The sequence below is a fragment of the Pantoea sp. UYEF8 genome, from assembly GCF_040546285.1.
Taxonomy (GTDB): Bacteria; Pseudomonadota; Gammaproteobacteria; order Enterobacterales; family Enterobacteriaceae; genus Pantoea; species Pantoea brenneri.
Genome location: NZ_JBEPNM010000010.1, coordinates 46,050 through 60,927, shown reverse-complemented (window position 1 = coordinate 60,927; position 14,878 = coordinate 46,050). Strand labels below are relative to the sequence as shown.

General features: G+C 55.9%; 11 protein-coding genes. 8 read left to right on the top strand and 3 right to left on the bottom strand.

The window, feature by feature from the left end; translation table 11 throughout:
* Positions 1-39: 39 nt before the first annotated feature.
* On the top strand, positions 40-1,464 hold the full coding sequence (locus ABIB18_RS17525; protein ID WP_354475009.1) for an amidase: 1,425 nt from the start codon (positions 40-42) through the stop codon (positions 1,462-1,464).
* 81 nt (positions 1,465-1,545) lie between these two features.
* On the opposite strand, the gene ABIB18_RS17520 is transcribed toward ABIB18_RS17525, so the two are convergent.
* The gene (locus ABIB18_RS17520) at positions 1,546-2,397 is read right to left on the bottom strand and encodes a Vmh family MBL fold metallo-hydrolase (RefSeq protein ID WP_069729712.1); all 852 of its coding nucleotides are present in this window, start codon (positions 2,395-2,397) and stop codon (positions 1,546-1,548) included.
* A gap of 201 nt (positions 2,398-2,598) precedes the next feature.
* Between ABIB18_RS17520 and ABIB18_RS17515 the strand changes: the two genes are divergently transcribed.
* Positions 2,599-3,483: a LysR family transcriptional regulator gene (locus ABIB18_RS17515; protein WP_046289357.1), complete on the top strand. Its 885-nt coding sequence runs from the start codon at positions 2,599-2,601 to the stop codon at positions 3,481-3,483.
* Between the two features lie 421 nt (positions 3,484-3,904).
* Positions 3,905-4,216, top strand: a complete 312-nt coding sequence (locus tag ABIB18_RS17510; protein WP_089561831.1) for a YmdA family protein — start codon at positions 3,905-3,907, stop codon at positions 4,214-4,216.
* Positions 4,217-4,548: 332 nt separating this feature from the next.
* Here the strand turns inward: ABIB18_RS17510 and gabP are convergent, their stop codons facing one another.
* Positions 4,549-5,964 (bottom strand): GABA permease, encoded by a 1,416-nt coding sequence (gene gabP / locus ABIB18_RS17505; RefSeq protein WP_279809884.1) that lies wholly within the window; start codon positions 5,962-5,964, stop codon positions 4,549-4,551.
* 79 nt (positions 5,965-6,043) lie between these two features.
* Positions 6,044-7,330: a 4-aminobutyrate--2-oxoglutarate transaminase gene (gene gabT, locus ABIB18_RS17500; protein WP_046289335.1), complete on the bottom strand. Its 1,287-nt coding sequence runs from the start codon at positions 7,328-7,330 to the stop codon at positions 6,044-6,046.
* A gap of 110 nt (positions 7,331-7,440) precedes the next feature.
* Between gabT and pdxR the strand changes: the two genes are divergently transcribed.
* The 5 genes from pdxR (at position 7,441) to ABIB18_RS17475 (ending at position 14,701) form a co-directional block, all read left to right on the top strand.
* Entirely contained in the window at positions 7,441-8,931 is a 1,491-nt protein-coding gene (gene pdxR / locus ABIB18_RS17495; protein WP_031375555.1) for a MocR-like pyridoxine biosynthesis transcription factor PdxR, read from the top strand.
* A gap of 801 nt (positions 8,932-9,732) precedes the next feature.
* Positions 9,733-9,957 carry a hypothetical protein gene (locus ABIB18_RS17490; RefSeq protein WP_128088269.1) on the top strand — a complete coding sequence of 75 codons (225 nt, stop codon included), beginning with the start codon at positions 9,733-9,735 and terminating at the stop codon, positions 9,955-9,957.
* A 298-nt stretch (positions 9,958-10,255) separates the two neighbouring features.
* On the top strand, positions 10,256-12,403 hold the full coding sequence (locus ABIB18_RS17485; RefSeq protein WP_354475005.1) for a glycoside hydrolase family 3 C-terminal domain-containing protein: 2,148 nt from the start codon (positions 10,256-10,258) through the stop codon (positions 12,401-12,403).
* A gap of 106 nt (positions 12,404-12,509) precedes the next feature.
* A complete protein-coding gene (locus tag ABIB18_RS17480; RefSeq protein WP_407719900.1) occupies positions 12,510-13,877 on the top strand; it encodes a glycoside hydrolase family 10-like protein in 1,368 nt (455 codons plus the stop codon).
* Positions 13,878-13,960: 83 nt separating this feature from the next.
* Positions 13,961-14,701 carry a nitroreductase family protein gene (locus tag ABIB18_RS17475; RefSeq protein ID WP_031375551.1) on the top strand — a complete coding sequence of 247 codons (741 nt, stop codon included), beginning with the start codon at positions 13,961-13,963 and terminating at the stop codon, positions 14,699-14,701.
* Positions 14,702-14,878 lie beyond the last annotated feature (177 nt).

Genomic DNA, 14,878 nt, shown 5'->3' with positions numbered 1-14,878 from the left:
AGCGATCTACTGTTTACCTACCAACTGACAGGTAGGGTAATGAAAATGCAAAATGAACTCTTTTTTAACGACGCGACTGAACTGGCTCAACTGATTCGCAACGGCGACGTTTCACCGGTGGAAGTGGTTAAAGCACACCTTGATCGCATTGAACAAACTAATCCGCAGGTTAATGCGATTGTCACGCTGGCGGAGAACGCACTGAGTGAGGCAAAAGCGGCTGAGCAGGCTGTCCGTTCAGGTCAGCCGCTGGGGCCTCTGCACGGCGTACCTTTTACCGTCAAAGATTCGATTGATACCGCTGGTGTGATGACGCAGCGCGGATCGCCAATCTTCAGGCATCGTATGCCGTCGCAGGATGCTACCAGCGTGGCGCGGATGAAAGCGGCCGGCGGCATTCTGCTGGCTAAATCCAATCTGCCTGAATTCTCATACTGGATCGAAAGCGACAATTTACTCAGCGGCCGCACGAACAATCCCTGGGACCTGACGCGCACGCCCGGCGGCTCTAGCGGGGGCGAATCTGCCGCCATTGCCGCCGGGATGTCGCCACTCGGACTGGGCACCGATCTGGCCATTTCTGTCCGTGGTCCGGCGTCTCAGACCGGTATCACCTCAATCAAAGCCACCCATGGCAGCATACCGATGACCGGTATCTGGCCGCGCGCACCGCGTCGTTTCTGGCATGTCGGCCCGATGGCGCGCTCCGTACGCGACATAGCGCTCGCTTTCTCATTGCTGTCGGGCCCGGATGGGCAGGATGCTTTTGCTACCCGTGCCGCCCATCCGCTATCCGATCATAGTGTCCAGCCTCGTCCGCTGCGTATTGGCTGGATGACCGGACCCGGCTTCGGTCCGGTTGATGCGGAAGTGGCGGCGGTGGTGAAAGCGGCGGCCGCGGCACTGCAACAGAGCGGGGTGCAGGTTGAGGAGGTGGGGATTGCCGCGCTGGAACGTGACTTTGCGCTGGACGTGTTCAACCGTCTGCACGTGATGGAGATGAAGCCTGCTTTTGCGGCAGCCGTGGCGGGCCGGGATCCGGCGGAAATCTATAAAATGGCCAGAACCATGCTGTCACTGCCCGATACGTCGCTGCAGGCGTACATCGAAGCGGAACAGGCAGCAGAGCGTATCCGCGATGGCTACGCCGATTACTTCTCACGTTATGATGCACTGATTACCCAGGTACTGCCGACGCCGGCGCATAAGCACGGAATTGAACAGCTGGTGATTGATGGGCAGACGGTGGATGTCAGCTGGCTGCAGGCGGCCACGGTCCCGCTTAACGTGACCGGATTGCCAGGTATTGCCTTACCCTTTGGTCAGAGCAGTGAGGGCTTGCCGATCAACATTCAGATCACCGGGAAATGGCACGATGAAGCGACAATTCTGGCTATTGCTGCCCGGCTTGAAGCATTAAGTCCGGTTGCGGGGCTGCATCCCAGACAGCTGACTGCAGAATAATTCCACAGCACCGCAACGCGGCTGACGACCCGCCGTCCCGGGAGAGACGGCGGGTCAGGGCGCGTGAACAATGCGTTCAGCTTACCATTTCATTTCGCCGGTATTCACTTTGGCACTGAGTTCCAGTGACCCTTCTTCTGCCAGCTGTGGCCAGGTGGCTTTAACCGCGCTGATGACCTGCGATGAGGTTTTATATTGCGCCAGAGCCGCGTCAAAGCTTTTGAGGTAATTGAGGGTGAAATCTACCGCCTGACTCCCGGCCGGGCGTTCGCCGAGGTAGTGCCCCGGAATGACATTTTTCGCCTTCAGCCCCTGCATTTCAGTCAGCACGTTGCGCCAGGCGGTGCGGCTTTGCACCGTCTGCGTATCGGCGGTCCAGACATGAATGCCGGATGAAATCGCCGTTCCACCCAGAATGGTCTTTTCCGACGGGACCCAGACGTAAGCGGCATATTCATCCGGATGACGCAGCTCCAGCACTTCTCCATCGACGCTGAAGCGGGTTTGATCGGTGACTTTCGGCAGGGTCAGTTTATCCGGCGCGCCCTTCTTCATCTGCGGTCCCCAGTATTTCAGCTTGGCCTGATGCGTCTGCTGAATGTGTTTCACCACGCCCGGCGTCGCAACCACCTTCACGTCAGGATAGGCCTTCACAATCGGTTCCAGACCAAAATAAAAATCAGGATCGCCAGAGGTGATGACAATCTCTTTCAGCGTTTTACCGCTCCGTTTAATCATCTCAACCAGTTTTTCACCGTCAATGGTGCTGAACTGCGCATCGAAAAGAATGGCTTCTTTCGGTCCGCTCACCAGGGTTGAGGAAACGGCGAAAATACCGTCGTGCTGCGGGTTGTAGGTTTCGAATTGCAGCGGGGCCGCCGTGGCGGCGGCCGAGGCCAGAATCAGCGTTAACGGTAACAGCGTGGTTTTCATTATTAATCCTCAGAGTAGCGGAAAAGGTTGCCTGACGAACTTCAGCGCAGTCACCGGTGGAGAATGCAGGCGTTACTGCTCGCTCATCCGCTGGCGCTTTATTTATCTGCACATCACCGGGCGCTATTTTACGGCTTTTGATATCTGATAGAATTCCCGCAATCAGAGATGCTGAGTTTCATAAATCGTACAGGTGATGAGATGGATCGCGTGACAGCCGCGGCGGTGTTTAACCGGATATGTGAGTTGGGCAGCCTGAGTGCGGCGTCACGGGCGCTGGGCATTTCGCGGCCGATGGTCAGCCGCTATCTGGAAGAGATGGAAAAGTGGGCCGGGACGCGCCTGCTGCACCGTTCATCGCGTCGGTTGACTATCACCCCCGCCGGCGAGGCAATTTTGCTGCGAACCCGTCAGCTGGCGCGGCTTTCGGAAGAGATTGAGCAGGAATCGACGCAGGCGATGCCCGCCGGTACGCTGCGTATCGCCTGCGCGCATTTTACCGCGACTCACCTGGTCGGCCCGGCAATTCCTGATTTCCTTAGTCGCTATCCGGCGCTGCGTATTGAGCTGGAAATTAATAATCAACCGGTCAGCCTGATAGGCGAGCGCATCGATCTGGCGATCCGCATCACAGACGCGCCGGAGCCGGGTGCGATCGCGCGTCGTTTGGGCGAATGTCGTTCGGTACTTTGTGCCTCGCCGGGCTATCTGGCGAAACAGGGAACGCCACAGACGCCAGAGGCGTTATCGTCGCACAACTGTCTTTATTACAGCCGATTTGCCGGACAAAGCTGGCATTTTACGGCACCACAGGGTGAAAAGATCGCCGTGGCGGTCAGGGGGAATTTCAGTGCCGGCATCTCATCGCTGTTGTGTGATGCCGCCATTGCCGACTGCGGTGTGGCAATGGTGCCCGAGCAGGAAGCCCGCAGCAGCCTTGCTAGCGGCAAGCTGGTGCAGTTGCTCCCTGATTACCGGCCACAAACATTGGGTATCTGGGGACTTTATCTGTCGCGCGAGCACCAGTCCGCCGCGCTGCGGCTGTTTCTTGATGAGCTGTACAAAAGTATCGCTCAGGTAAGTTGATTCATTGATGCTGTCATCATGTGTTTATGCGCGCTGGCCAGCTTAAGGTAAAACAATTAACGCCTGATAATTAATAAAGTCAGCAGGTGCGTTACCAGAATGCGATGTGGAAATGCTGTCGGTAATTTCTGCCTGTTTCATGATGCGTTTATTTAGATGCTCGGATAGAAGACCAGTCAGTAAACCGACATTTTATGGACTGCATGAATAAGTAAATTTCAGATTGCGTTAAAAAATCAGCGGCTACGCTATACTTGATTTTGTTCAGTCATTTTCATTGTTTTATATTGCACGCCAGCGGTCGTCTGAATCTCTGGCTCTTTATCGCATCAAACCGTTTCTTTCCCAGTGTTTTTATCTCTGAGCTTAATGTATCGGTGCAGCTGCCGATAACAGGTATACACATCCAGGAGAATGCACAATGAAATCATATCGGTATGCTTGTCTGGCGACACTGCTATTTACCCTGGCCGGCCCGTCTGCCAGCGCAGAGATGGCGTCATCTTCAGGTGCGATCGGCTTCAGTGGAGGAATATTCACGGCCTCCTGTAATATGAAAGTGATCCACAATCCTGCGACTTTTTATTGCTCCGATCCGCAGAATGGCCAGACGGTAGTCCGCACCGCTGACCTGATGAAGTCGCAGTCACTCGACTCTCTGCCCGTGACTGTGGCGACGCACTGGCTTGATGCCGCTAAACGTAAAGGGATTGTTTCGGTCACTTATCTTTAAATGACGCCACTGTTGAGGTTATAAACAACTGCGGGTCAGCGCTGTGAATGACGCTGTCCCGTTTTGCAGATTGTTATAAATGATAGATCCTCGCTTTTTACGGATTTTTTAATGTAAATCGGCAAAGTTGAATCAGCTTTTTATCAACCTGTTCGCCACGCGGGTTAATTCAATCTTCATTACGGCTGAATGGAAGCTGTCACGCAATAAACGGCCTGTTAATAATTTCGTCAGGCTCGCCGCCAGAATAATGCAGCCTGAAGCCGGAACGGAAAAAATGGTGAGTTATTGAACAGCGCCCCTCCCTGGGCGTGTTGATGGAGAGCTTATAATCAGGAGTGATCGGAAGAGTGCAGGGGATAAAACTTCGCGCTCTGCCGTTTCTCTCTTTTGCGGTGCAAAAGGTAGCTGGTGGCGATGATCACCAGCGTCAGCCCGCCGGTTGCCAGCAGTTCAGCCTGATGACGGTCATCAAACAGCATCACCACCAGCACCGTAACGATAAACAGGATGGTGAACCAGGTGAGGCCGGGAAACAGCCACATCCGATAGCTCAGCACTTCACCCGCTTTTTCGCGTTTTTTACGCAGCACCAGATGCGAGGCGGCGATCACCAGGTAGACCAGCAGCGCAATAGCGCCGGAACTCGCCAACAAAAACTCAAATACTACGCTTGGGGCCAGATAGTTGGCTATCACCGCCAGAAAGGCGGCACCCGTAGAGAGCAGCACCGCAATCCACGGCGTGCCGCTGCGGTTGGTGCGGGAGGCGGCGGCGGGCGCATCTTTACGGCGTGACAGTGAATAGAGCATCCGCGATGAAGTATAGAGCGCCGAGTTGAGGCAACTGCACACCGCCATCAGCACCACCAGATCAACGATCAGCCTGGCGTGCGGGATGTTCATCGCCTGTAGCACCGTCTGCCAGGAACCCTGTTGCACCAGGCCCGGCGTATTCCACGGTACCAGCGCCACCACAAAGAATATCGACAGCAGATAAAACAGCGCGATACGCCAGATGACCGAGTTGGTTGCCTGGGTGATCTGCTTACCAGGATTCTTCGACTCGGCGGCGGCGATAGTCACAATCTCGGTGCCCATAAAGGAGAACATGGTGGTGAGGATCGCGGCCATCACCGCGCCCATTCCGTTCGGCATAAAGCCGTGGGTATCATACAGATGTGACAGTCCCTGAGTCCCGCTGCCGGGCAACCACCCCAACACCGCCGCCGCCGCCACGCCGAGAAACAGAATAATGGCGGCGATTTTGATCAGCGCAAACCAGAATTCAAACTCGCCATAATTTTTCACACTCAGCAAATTGGTCACGGTCAGAATAAGTGTGATGGCGAGAGTGAACTGCCAGATAGCCACCTGTGGATACCAGGCATGCAGTATCGTTCCGGCCGCATTGGCCTCCAGCGGGATCACCAGCACCCAGAACCACCAGTAGAGCCAGCCGATGGTAAAGCCCGCCCAACGGCCGAGCGCCTTGTCGGCATAGGTCGAAAACGAGCCGGAATCAGGTGATGCGACCGCCATCTCAGCCAGCATTCGCATAATCAGCACCACCAACGCTCCGGCCGCCGCATAGGAAATTAATACTGCCGGTCCTGCCTCTGAAATGGCGTGGCCAGAGCCCACAAACAATCCAGCACCAATTACCCCGGCGATGGAAAGCATCCGTACGTGGCGAGGCTTCAGATTTTGCGCCAGCGAATCATCATTCGCGTTGTGAGTCATTGTCATGTCATCGTCTCCGACGCTGCGTCCGGGATGTGGCCCGGACGAGCAGGGGGATAGAGCCCGGATGAATCAGCCGGGGGAATCAGGCCGGAACGCTACCCTGAGTCACGGGCGTCAGAGCCTGGCTGAGCACCGCGTTCAGAATATCCAGCGCCTGGCTGAACTGCGCATCGGGGATGGTGAGCGGATAAAGGAAGCGGATCACATTGCCTTTCGCGCCACAGGTCAGCAGCAGCAGGCCATTCGCCATTGCCGCCTGCTGCACCGCCTGTGCATCGCCGGGCTGATGAAACTCCATCGCGACCATCGATCCCAGCGCGCGGACGTCGGCAATCGCCGGATAAGTGGCATGATGTTTTTGCAGTTCCGCCTCCAGCCACGCACCTAATTTGACGGCGCGCTGACACAGCTGTTCCTCTTCAATCACATCCAGCACCGCATGTGCGGCGGCAATAGCCAGCGGATTACCGGCGTAGGTGCCGCCAAGGCCGCCGGGTGAGGGCGCATCCATTACCTCGGCCCGACCGGCAACGGCGGACAGTGGCATCCCGCCTGCCAGGCTCTTGGCCATGGTGATGATGTCCGCTTTCACCGGATAATGTTCCATGGCGAACAGCTTGCCGGTACGGGCAAAGCCGCTCTGAACTTCATCCGCAATCAGCAGGATGCCGTGGCGATCGGCCAGCTCGCGTAGCGACTGCATAAAGGCCAGCGGCGCAGCGTGGAATCCGCCTTCGCCCTGCACCGGTTCCAGCACAATGGCGGCGACGTCGTGCGGCGCAACGTCCTGACTAAAAATGTCGTCAAGGCTGCTGAGTGCCGCTGCAACACTGATCCCCTGTACTTCGCTGGGGTAGCGGGCGTGCCAGACTGAGGCTGGCATCGGGCCAAAATCCCGCTTGTAGGGGGCCACTTTACCGGTCATCGCCATGGTCATAAACGTCCGGCCGTGAAACGCGTTGCCGAAGGTAATGATGCCGTGACGACGGGTATAGGCTCGCGCCACTTTGACAGCATTTTCTACCGCTTCCGCGCCGGTGGTGAAGAATGCCGTCTTCGCCGGCCCGGCAATGGGTACCCGCTGATTGATGCGCTCAGCAAGGGCGATGTAACTTTCATATGGGGTGATCTGGAAAGCGGTATGGGTAAACTTCGTTAACTGATCGGCGACCGCCTGTTCAATGCGCGGATGGCGATGACCGGTGTTCAGCACCGCGATGCCGCCAGCGAAATCGATCCAGCTGTTGCCAGCCTGATCCCATAAGGTGGCGTTCTCGGCCCGGGCGACATACCAGTCGCAAAGCGTACCGATACCCTTAGGCAGCGCCTGTGCTTTGCGTTGCTGCATCAGACTATTTTTTTCGCTCATTTGATCCACCTCGCTGTATTGAGTATTTACAATTCCCGACAAACACGCTTATTTATGCGTGAGGCGCGGTGAGTTGCCAGAGCCAATTGTTGAAGGAAAGGTGGAGCCAATTGCAACTGTTGTACGCAGATCATCTATTAGCGCGGTTACAGTTTGAACCCGCCGGCTCTTTGCATCAGCGTCTGCTGAATTGTATGCAGGCGGCGATTATTGAAGAGGTGTTCCCGCGCGGCGGAAAACTGCCACCGACCCGCGATCTGGCGCGTGAACTCGGGGTGTCGCGCAATACTGTGATGCATGTTTATGAGAGCCTGATGGCGCAGGGCTATGTCACTGCGCGTACCGGCAGCGGCACCTGGATTGCTGAAACGCTGCCAGAAAACTGCCTGCAAAGTGATGCAGTGCTTGATACTCAGCCGGTGACGTTACCGCTGCCGGCAACGCTGTCAAAACGCGGCGCAAGTTTGCTCGGACATGCCACCGCTTCACCCTATCAGTGGGGGGCATTTGTGCCCGGCGCGCCGGACGTTACCGAGTTCCCCCATAAATTATTCAGTCAGATTCAGGCCCGACTGAACCGGGAACCGGACGTTCACCGGCTGGTGTATAGCAGCGGCGGTGGCTGCCCCGATCTGCGTCATGCTCTGGTGGACTATTTGCGGGTGGCGCGTTCGGTGCGGGCCGATGCCGACCAGATTTTAATTACCGAAGGGGTGCATCAGGCGGTGGATCTGGTGACGCGAGTGCTGTGCGATCCGGGCGACCGGGTATGGATGGAAGAGCCGGGCTACTGGGGCACCCGTAATCTGTTGCGGATGAACGGTCTGGATATTCGGGCGATGCCGGTTGATGAGCAGGGCATCGTGCCGGACAGCGGACCGGCGCCTAAAATGGTATTTGTTACACCGTCACATCAGTATCCGCTGGGCGTGCATCTTAGTCTGGCACGACGTCAGGCACTGCTGGCGCTGGCTCGTCGTCATCATAGCTTGATCGTAGAAGATGATTACGACAGTGAGTTTCGCTTCTCAGGCCAGCCTTATCCTTCGCTGCAGGGGCTGGAAGCGGACGCACCGGTAATCTATATGGGCACCTTCAGCAAAACGCTTTATCCGGCATTGCGGATTGGTTATCTGGTGGTGCCTAAGCCGCTGGCACAACCGTTACGCATCGCAGCGGCGGAGCTGTATCGCGGCGGACATTTGCTGATTCAGCGGGCGCTGGCGGAGTTCATCCGGCTGGGCCATTACATGGATCATATCCGCCGCATGCGGCTGCTCTACCGTCAGCGACGTCAGTTTTTATGTAAGCTGATCGAGCGCTATCTCGGAGCTTCGTTCTTACCGCCGGTCAATCATGAAGCGGGCCTGCATCTGGTCATGCCGCTGCCGCCCGGAACAGATGATGTGGCGATTGCGGCGCAGGCGTTAACGCGTGGCGTCAAAGTCCGGCCGTTATCACAATACTATATGCATCCGCAGGACCAACGCGGTCTGCTGCTCGGCTATGCCTGCGTTAACGAACGGCAGTGCCAGGATGCGTTCGGCACGCTGAAAGCCTGCCTGACCTCGGCTGGCATCGAATTCAGTCCGCCGCGCTAAAAGATCTGGAGCGCTTTCAACGGTCGGCAGGTTGCCAGATGAGCGATATCAGGTTAAACGTGCCAGCCTATCTTTTTTACCCCATAAGAGGGTTGTCTGGTGCTATTACCTGCTGCATAGAAGGCATCACACATTGAATTTGATTATTAAATGCGACAGAAATATGGGAGAGCCACATACGGGTCTGCATTTAATGGGGAATGTGAAATTACGCACATATCTTTAAAAAGCATCAGGGCATTTCAGCTTTATTTATTATTAATTCATTGCCAATTGGGTCTGCTTTATCACAATCTTCTTTTGTTTCAACTACGTCACTTTAAAATATTAGCTGAGACACGTTTTGATTATGCTTCACTTAATTGATATACCTGTTCTGCAGTACAGTTCTCTTCAGGTAAGAATAAATATTTAAGAGGATTAAAAATGGAAATGTTAAATAAAATGCAGTTGACGTTTATCGCAGGTGCAAGTGGAGCTTAGGATCCTGCTTATGCTGGCGCAGGCGCCTGAACCAGTCAGCACGGTAGCAGTTCTGGCAGTCACCCTAATATCTTTGTTCCAGACAATGGCGTTCTTCAGCTGGTCGCCGCTCATCCTGAACTGAAAGACTGTCTCAATGGTATTTTGGGCGGAATGGTTGCGGGTTCGGTAGGTGGCGCAGGTACGGCCGTAGCCAGTGCTATCGGTGGTGGTATCGGTTCCTGTAATAACAATACCGGCAGAAATAATGCTGGAGGAAGTATTGGTGGCCAGTGCACCTGGTAAAGTACTTAGCAGCAACGATAGCTGAGGGAATAGATGGCAAAATTAATCTGCGGTTTAGCTGCAATGGCAGGAGTGCTTACAGGTGCCGCTTTCCTTAGTGGCGCTGGCGTATCATATTTAGAGTGGTATTCTATGCCAGCAACAATTTCAAAGGCAGTGGTAACAGTCGCAACGCTTGCAGCGTTTGTTAAGGTGTTTTTATTTTTAATATCACGTTTTTTTACCAATCCGAACAGTAGTAAAGAAAGTAAATCTTAGTTTCCGCATTAAAAGTAAATAAAAAAGCCCGCATCGTCGGGCTTTTTTATTTCCGTCATAATAACGGTAGCGGTCACTGACCACGAGGTTGTAGCAGTAGTGATTGTCATCCAATGGTATCTGTAACGGCCCAAAGAGGTACAGATGTTATGCCAGCTCAGCACTTTTATCGTCTTTGCATGGACTGTAACTCGCCGGTCGAACGGGTACCCGGAGCTGGATTGATTACCGTTTCGGGGCTAACCGTCCCGTTTAACGCTAGTCTTGAATAACTCTCACCCACTTCAGGAAGAATATCATGACAAGCCGTTGGCAGGACCGGACGCGGAGCGCTGATCAACGCGCCCAAAGCGTAGTGGAACAGATGACGATGGATGAAAAAATGCGCTGGCTGAGTGGTCCGATGGCGATTCCCGCGCCGGGTGAAGCCCGAATCCCTGGCGCACTAGGTTCGGCTGCCTGTTATCCGGCAATTGAGCGGCTAGGCATACCGGCAATGCAACAATCGGATGCCAGTCTTGGCGTCGGCAACCTGGCTAATGTGCGGCCCGGCGACAATGCCACCGCGCTGCCTTCTTCACTATTACTGGGTGCGGGCTTTGATCCGGCGATGGCGGAAACCACCGGCAATATGCTGGGGCGGGAGGCGCACGCAAAAGGATTTAACGTGCAGCTGGCGGGCGGTGCCAATCTGATCCGCGAACCGCGTGGCGGTCGAAATTTTGAGTATATCGCAGAAGATCCGCTGCTGACCGGCATCATCGCCGGACATGCGGTAAAAGGCATTCAGTCACAGCATGTGGTCTCTACCGTGAAACATTTTGCGCTCAATGCGCAGGAGACCGGACGGGTGTTGGTCAGTTCCGATCTGGATGAACAGGCGATGCAGCAGTCTGACCTGCTGGCGTTCAGGATAGCTATTGAACTGGGAGAACCGGGTGCGGTGATGCCAGGTTACAACCTGGTCAACGGCGAATGGGCCAGTGAAAACCACCATCTATTGCAGCAGGTTCTGAAAACCGAGTGGGGCTTCAAAGGCTGGGTGATGTCCGACTGGGGCGCGACCCATTCTACCGAAAAGGCGGCGCTGGCCGGGTTAGATGTTCAGTCCGGCAGCAATATGGACCCCGAGCCTTTTTTTGGCGAGCCGTTGAGGCGGGCGGTGGAGCAGGGACGGGTCCCGGCTGAGCGGCTGGATGAGATGGTCAGACGGCAGTTAAGAAGCCTGTTTGCGGTCGGGGCGATTGACTTCCCGGCCCGGCCTGGCGTGCCAATAGATTACACCGCGCACCGGCTGATTGCGCAGCGGGCGGCAGAAAATGGCCTCGTGATGCTGAAAAACCACGCTGGTTGTTTGCCGCTGGCACTGAATCTGCCACGACTGCTGGTGATTGGCGGCCACGCTGACCAGGGCGTGTTATCCGGCGGCGGCTCCTCTTCAGTCACGCCGATTGGGCACTATGCGGAACAGGGTGCTGCCATCATGGGCGTGGCGGTACCGAAAGTTTATCATCCTTCCTCGCCGCTGCACGCCATCCGCTGCCAGTCGGGCGCGGCCCGGGTGGATTATCTCGACGGCAGCGATCACGCCGCGATTGCCTCGCAGGCCGCCGGAGCTGATGCAGTGATTGTGTTTGTTGAATCGTGGAATACCGAAGGACAGGATCTGCCCGATCTGGCCCTGCAGGATCAACAGGACCGCCTGATTAGCGCGGCGGCGCGTGCCAATCCGCATACTATTGTGGTGATTGAGTCGGGCGGCCCGGTTAAGATGCCCTGGCTGGAGCAGGTCAGCGGCGTGCTGGCAGCATTTTATCCGGGCTCGGGTGGGGGAGAAGCGATTGCCGGAGTGCTGTTTGGTCGGGTGAATCCATCAGGACGCCTGCCGGTAACCTTCCCGCGTGATGAAAACCAACTGCCGCGCCCGGCGATGACCGATCCGTCAGTCACTACCTCCAATCCGGGTGAACCGCTGCGCGGTGGCGTGTTTCATGTCGATTACAATATTGAAGGCGCTGATGTGGGCTACCGCTGGTTTGAAAGGCAGCGACTGAGCCCGCTGTTTCCTTTTGGTTACGGTCTTTCCTACACCACCTTTTCTGCCGACAGTCTGCAGATCACCCAGCAGGATGATCAGCTACATGCCAGCGTGGTGGTAAAAAACAGTGGCGAGCGGGCCGGCGCAACGGTGGCTCAGCTGTATGGCCGACGGACTGGAGAGCCCGGCCAGACGTGGCGTCTGGTGGGGTTTCATAAAGTGATGCTGGAGGCGGGCGAACAGCGGACGATACCGATCGGGATTGAATCCCGTTGTCTGGCGGTGTTTGATCCCGCAAGCCGATACTGGCAACTCGCCGCTGGCGATTATCAGTTCAGGCTGGCTGACCATGCGCTTGACGATGGCATCAGCCAGACCGTCACCTTGTCAGCGTGGCGCAGCCACTAGCCAACCAGCATCAGGCGGCGGTGATGCAGCAAGCAGGGACGGGACAGCGGCGGTTTCATCGTCGTAACGCATTGACTTTTAATCCCGGTCATCGAGAATGTCCCTTTTGCGACCCGACCAGAATTTACCGGAGTTCATCATCGCCGTTTATCACCGTCCCGGCCCGACACGGACCTTTATCAGGCGAGGCCTGGCGTTGGCCACTGCACTGCTGCTGGTCAGTTGCGCCTCGCAACCACCGCGCTCGCTGGTTACCCCTTTGCCACCGGTCACGAAACAGCCGTTGCCGGTGACCCCAAAGCCGCAGACTCAACAGCCGGTGCGCGGCGTCTGGATCGCCACCGTTTCACGTCTCGACTGGCCGCCGGTTGAATCGGTCAACGGCGATGCACCCGCGCTACGTATCAGCCAGCAGCAGCAGGCGCTGATCGCTAAGCTGGACAATCTAAAAAGTCTCGGCATCAACACGGTATTCTTTCAGGTTAAACCCGATGCTACCGCGCTGTGGCCATCAAAAATTCTGCCGTGGTCAGATATGCTGACCGGCAAAATCGGTGAGGACCCTGGCTACGATCCGCTGCAGTTTATGCTGGATGAAGCGCATAAGCGCGGCATCAAGGTACACGCCTGGTTTAATCCCTACCGCGTCGCGGTGAACACCAAACCTTCGACAGTCAGTGCGCTGAATCGCACCCTGTCGCTGCATCCGGCCAGCGTATTTGTGCTGCATCCGGACTGGATACGTACGGCCGGCGACCGTTTTGTGCTTGACCCTGGCATACCGGCGGCGCGTGACTGGATCACCAGCATCGTGGCCGAAGTTGTCGCGCGTTATCCGGTGGATGGGGTGCAGTTTGATGATTACTTCTATGCTGAATCGCCCGGTTCGATGCTCAACGATAGCCAGACTTTCCGCCGCTACGGCCAGGAATTTGCTGCTAAAGCAGACTGGCGGCGACACAATACCCAGTTGCTGATTGAGCAGGTATCCCGCACCATTAAGCAACTGAAGCCAGAGGTCGAATTTGGCGTCAGCCCGGCAGGCGTCTGGCGCAATCTGTCACACGATCCTGCCGGTTCTGATACCCGTGGAGCCGCCGCCTATGACGAAGCCTATGCGGATACCCGGCGCTGGGTGCAGCAGGGGCTACTGGATTACATCGCGCCCCAGCTCTACTGGCCGTTCTCGCGCCAGGCCGCACGGTATGACGTACTGGCTAACTGGTGGGCTGAGGTGGTGAAACCGACCAAAACCCGGCTTTATATCGGGCTGGCGCTGTATAAAGTGGGCGAACCGTCAAAGATTGAACCTGACTGGACCCGACAGGGTGGCGTGCCTGAGCTGAAAAAGCAGCTCGATTTGAATGAATCGAACCCCAATATCGATGGCACCATTTTGTTTCGCGAGAATTACCTTAATCAGCCTCAGACCCGCCAGGCGGTGGAGTATCTGAGAAGCCGCTGGGGCAGGTAGCAGAAGGCGCGAGTGTAAGGCCAGTGCGGTTAAGTTTTTCCCCGCAGTTAGCTGTTATTCTTGGGCTTTATAAGGGGAGAACTATGAGCAACCTGATCGATATTTTTACCAGCCACAAAAGTGAACGCAGTTTTACAGAGCAACCGGTCGATGATGCGGTTCTGGATCGGATAATCAGTACCGCCTATCGCGCGCCGACGTCGGTGAACTCGCAGCAGGTTTCAGTGGTGGTGACGCGTGACGCCAGCCGACGCGCTCAGATCGCTGCCATAGCTGGCGGTCAGCCGTGGATTGCCAAAGCACCGGTATTTATTACCTTCGTGCTCGATATGCATAAATCAGATCTGGCGATATCGGCCATCGATCAGCAGCAGATTGCCCATCAGAGCATTGAAAGTATTGTCTCCGGCTCCACCGATATCGGCATTGCGCTGGGCTCGGTAATGGCAGCCGCGCGGGCGGAAGGATTGGGTATTGTACCAATCGGCGGTATTCGTCGCGATCCGCAGGCGATGATTTCGCTGCTGGAGTTGCCGGCTCTGACTTTCCCGATTGCCGGTGTGGTTATCGGCCACGTTGATCAGCCTGCGCATCAGAAACCGCGTCTGCCGATGGCAACCTTCCGCCATGAAGAGACCTATCGGACTGAGCAAATGGCGCAACACATCGCTGCCTATAACGATGAGATGGTCCAGCACTGGAAAAACATCGGACGCAGTGATGGCGAAAGCTGGAGCGAAAGCGTCAGCGGTTACTATAAAAACATCTACTTCCCGAACGTGCTGCCCGCGTTGATTAAACAGGGTTTCGGCAACGATAAATAAGCCGCTTAGCTAAAGCGTAGCTGGCCTGTGCCAGCTCTTCTCAGGGCCATCCGTAACGTGGTATACGGCTGGCCTTTTTTATTTTGTTACTTTAACTCGCCGTAACTTTTCTGGCGCTAAACCATAATTCCTGTTTTAAACGAAGCGCAAACGCGTGACTTCGCTTTCAGGGAAATT

What these genes read in the sequence shown, in the direction of transcription:
- ABIB18_RS17525 (WP_354475009.1), top strand. Translation starts at nt 40, where the DNA reads ATGAAAATGCAAAATGAACTCTTTTTTAACGACGCGACTGAACTGGCT.
- ABIB18_RS17520 (WP_069729712.1), bottom strand. Translation starts at nt 2,397, where the DNA reads ATGAAAACCACGCTGTTACCGTTAACGCTGATTCTGGCCTCGGCCGCC.
- ABIB18_RS17515 (WP_046289357.1), top strand. Translation starts at nt 2,599, where the DNA reads ATGGATCGCGTGACAGCCGCGGCGGTGTTTAACCGGATATGTGAGTTG.
- ABIB18_RS17510 (WP_089561831.1), top strand. Translation starts at nt 3,905, where the DNA reads ATGAAATCATATCGGTATGCTTGTCTGGCGACACTGCTATTTACCCTG.
- gabP (WP_279809884.1), bottom strand. Translation starts at nt 5,964, where the DNA reads ATGACAATGACTCACAACGCGAATGATGATTCGCTGGCGCAAAATCTG.
- gabT (WP_046289335.1), bottom strand. Translation starts at nt 7,330, where the DNA reads ATGAGCGAAAAAAATAGTCTGATGCAGCAACGCAAAGCACAGGCGCTG.
- ABIB18_RS17490 (WP_128088269.1), top strand. Translation starts at nt 9,733, where the DNA reads ATGGCAAAATTAATCTGCGGTTTAGCTGCAATGGCAGGAGTGCTTACA.
- ABIB18_RS17485 (WP_354475005.1), top strand. Translation starts at nt 10,256, where the DNA reads ATGACAAGCCGTTGGCAGGACCGGACGCGGAGCGCTGATCAACGCGCC.
- ABIB18_RS17475 (WP_031375551.1), top strand. Translation starts at nt 13,961, where the DNA reads ATGAGCAACCTGATCGATATTTTTACCAGCCACAAAAGTGAACGCAGT.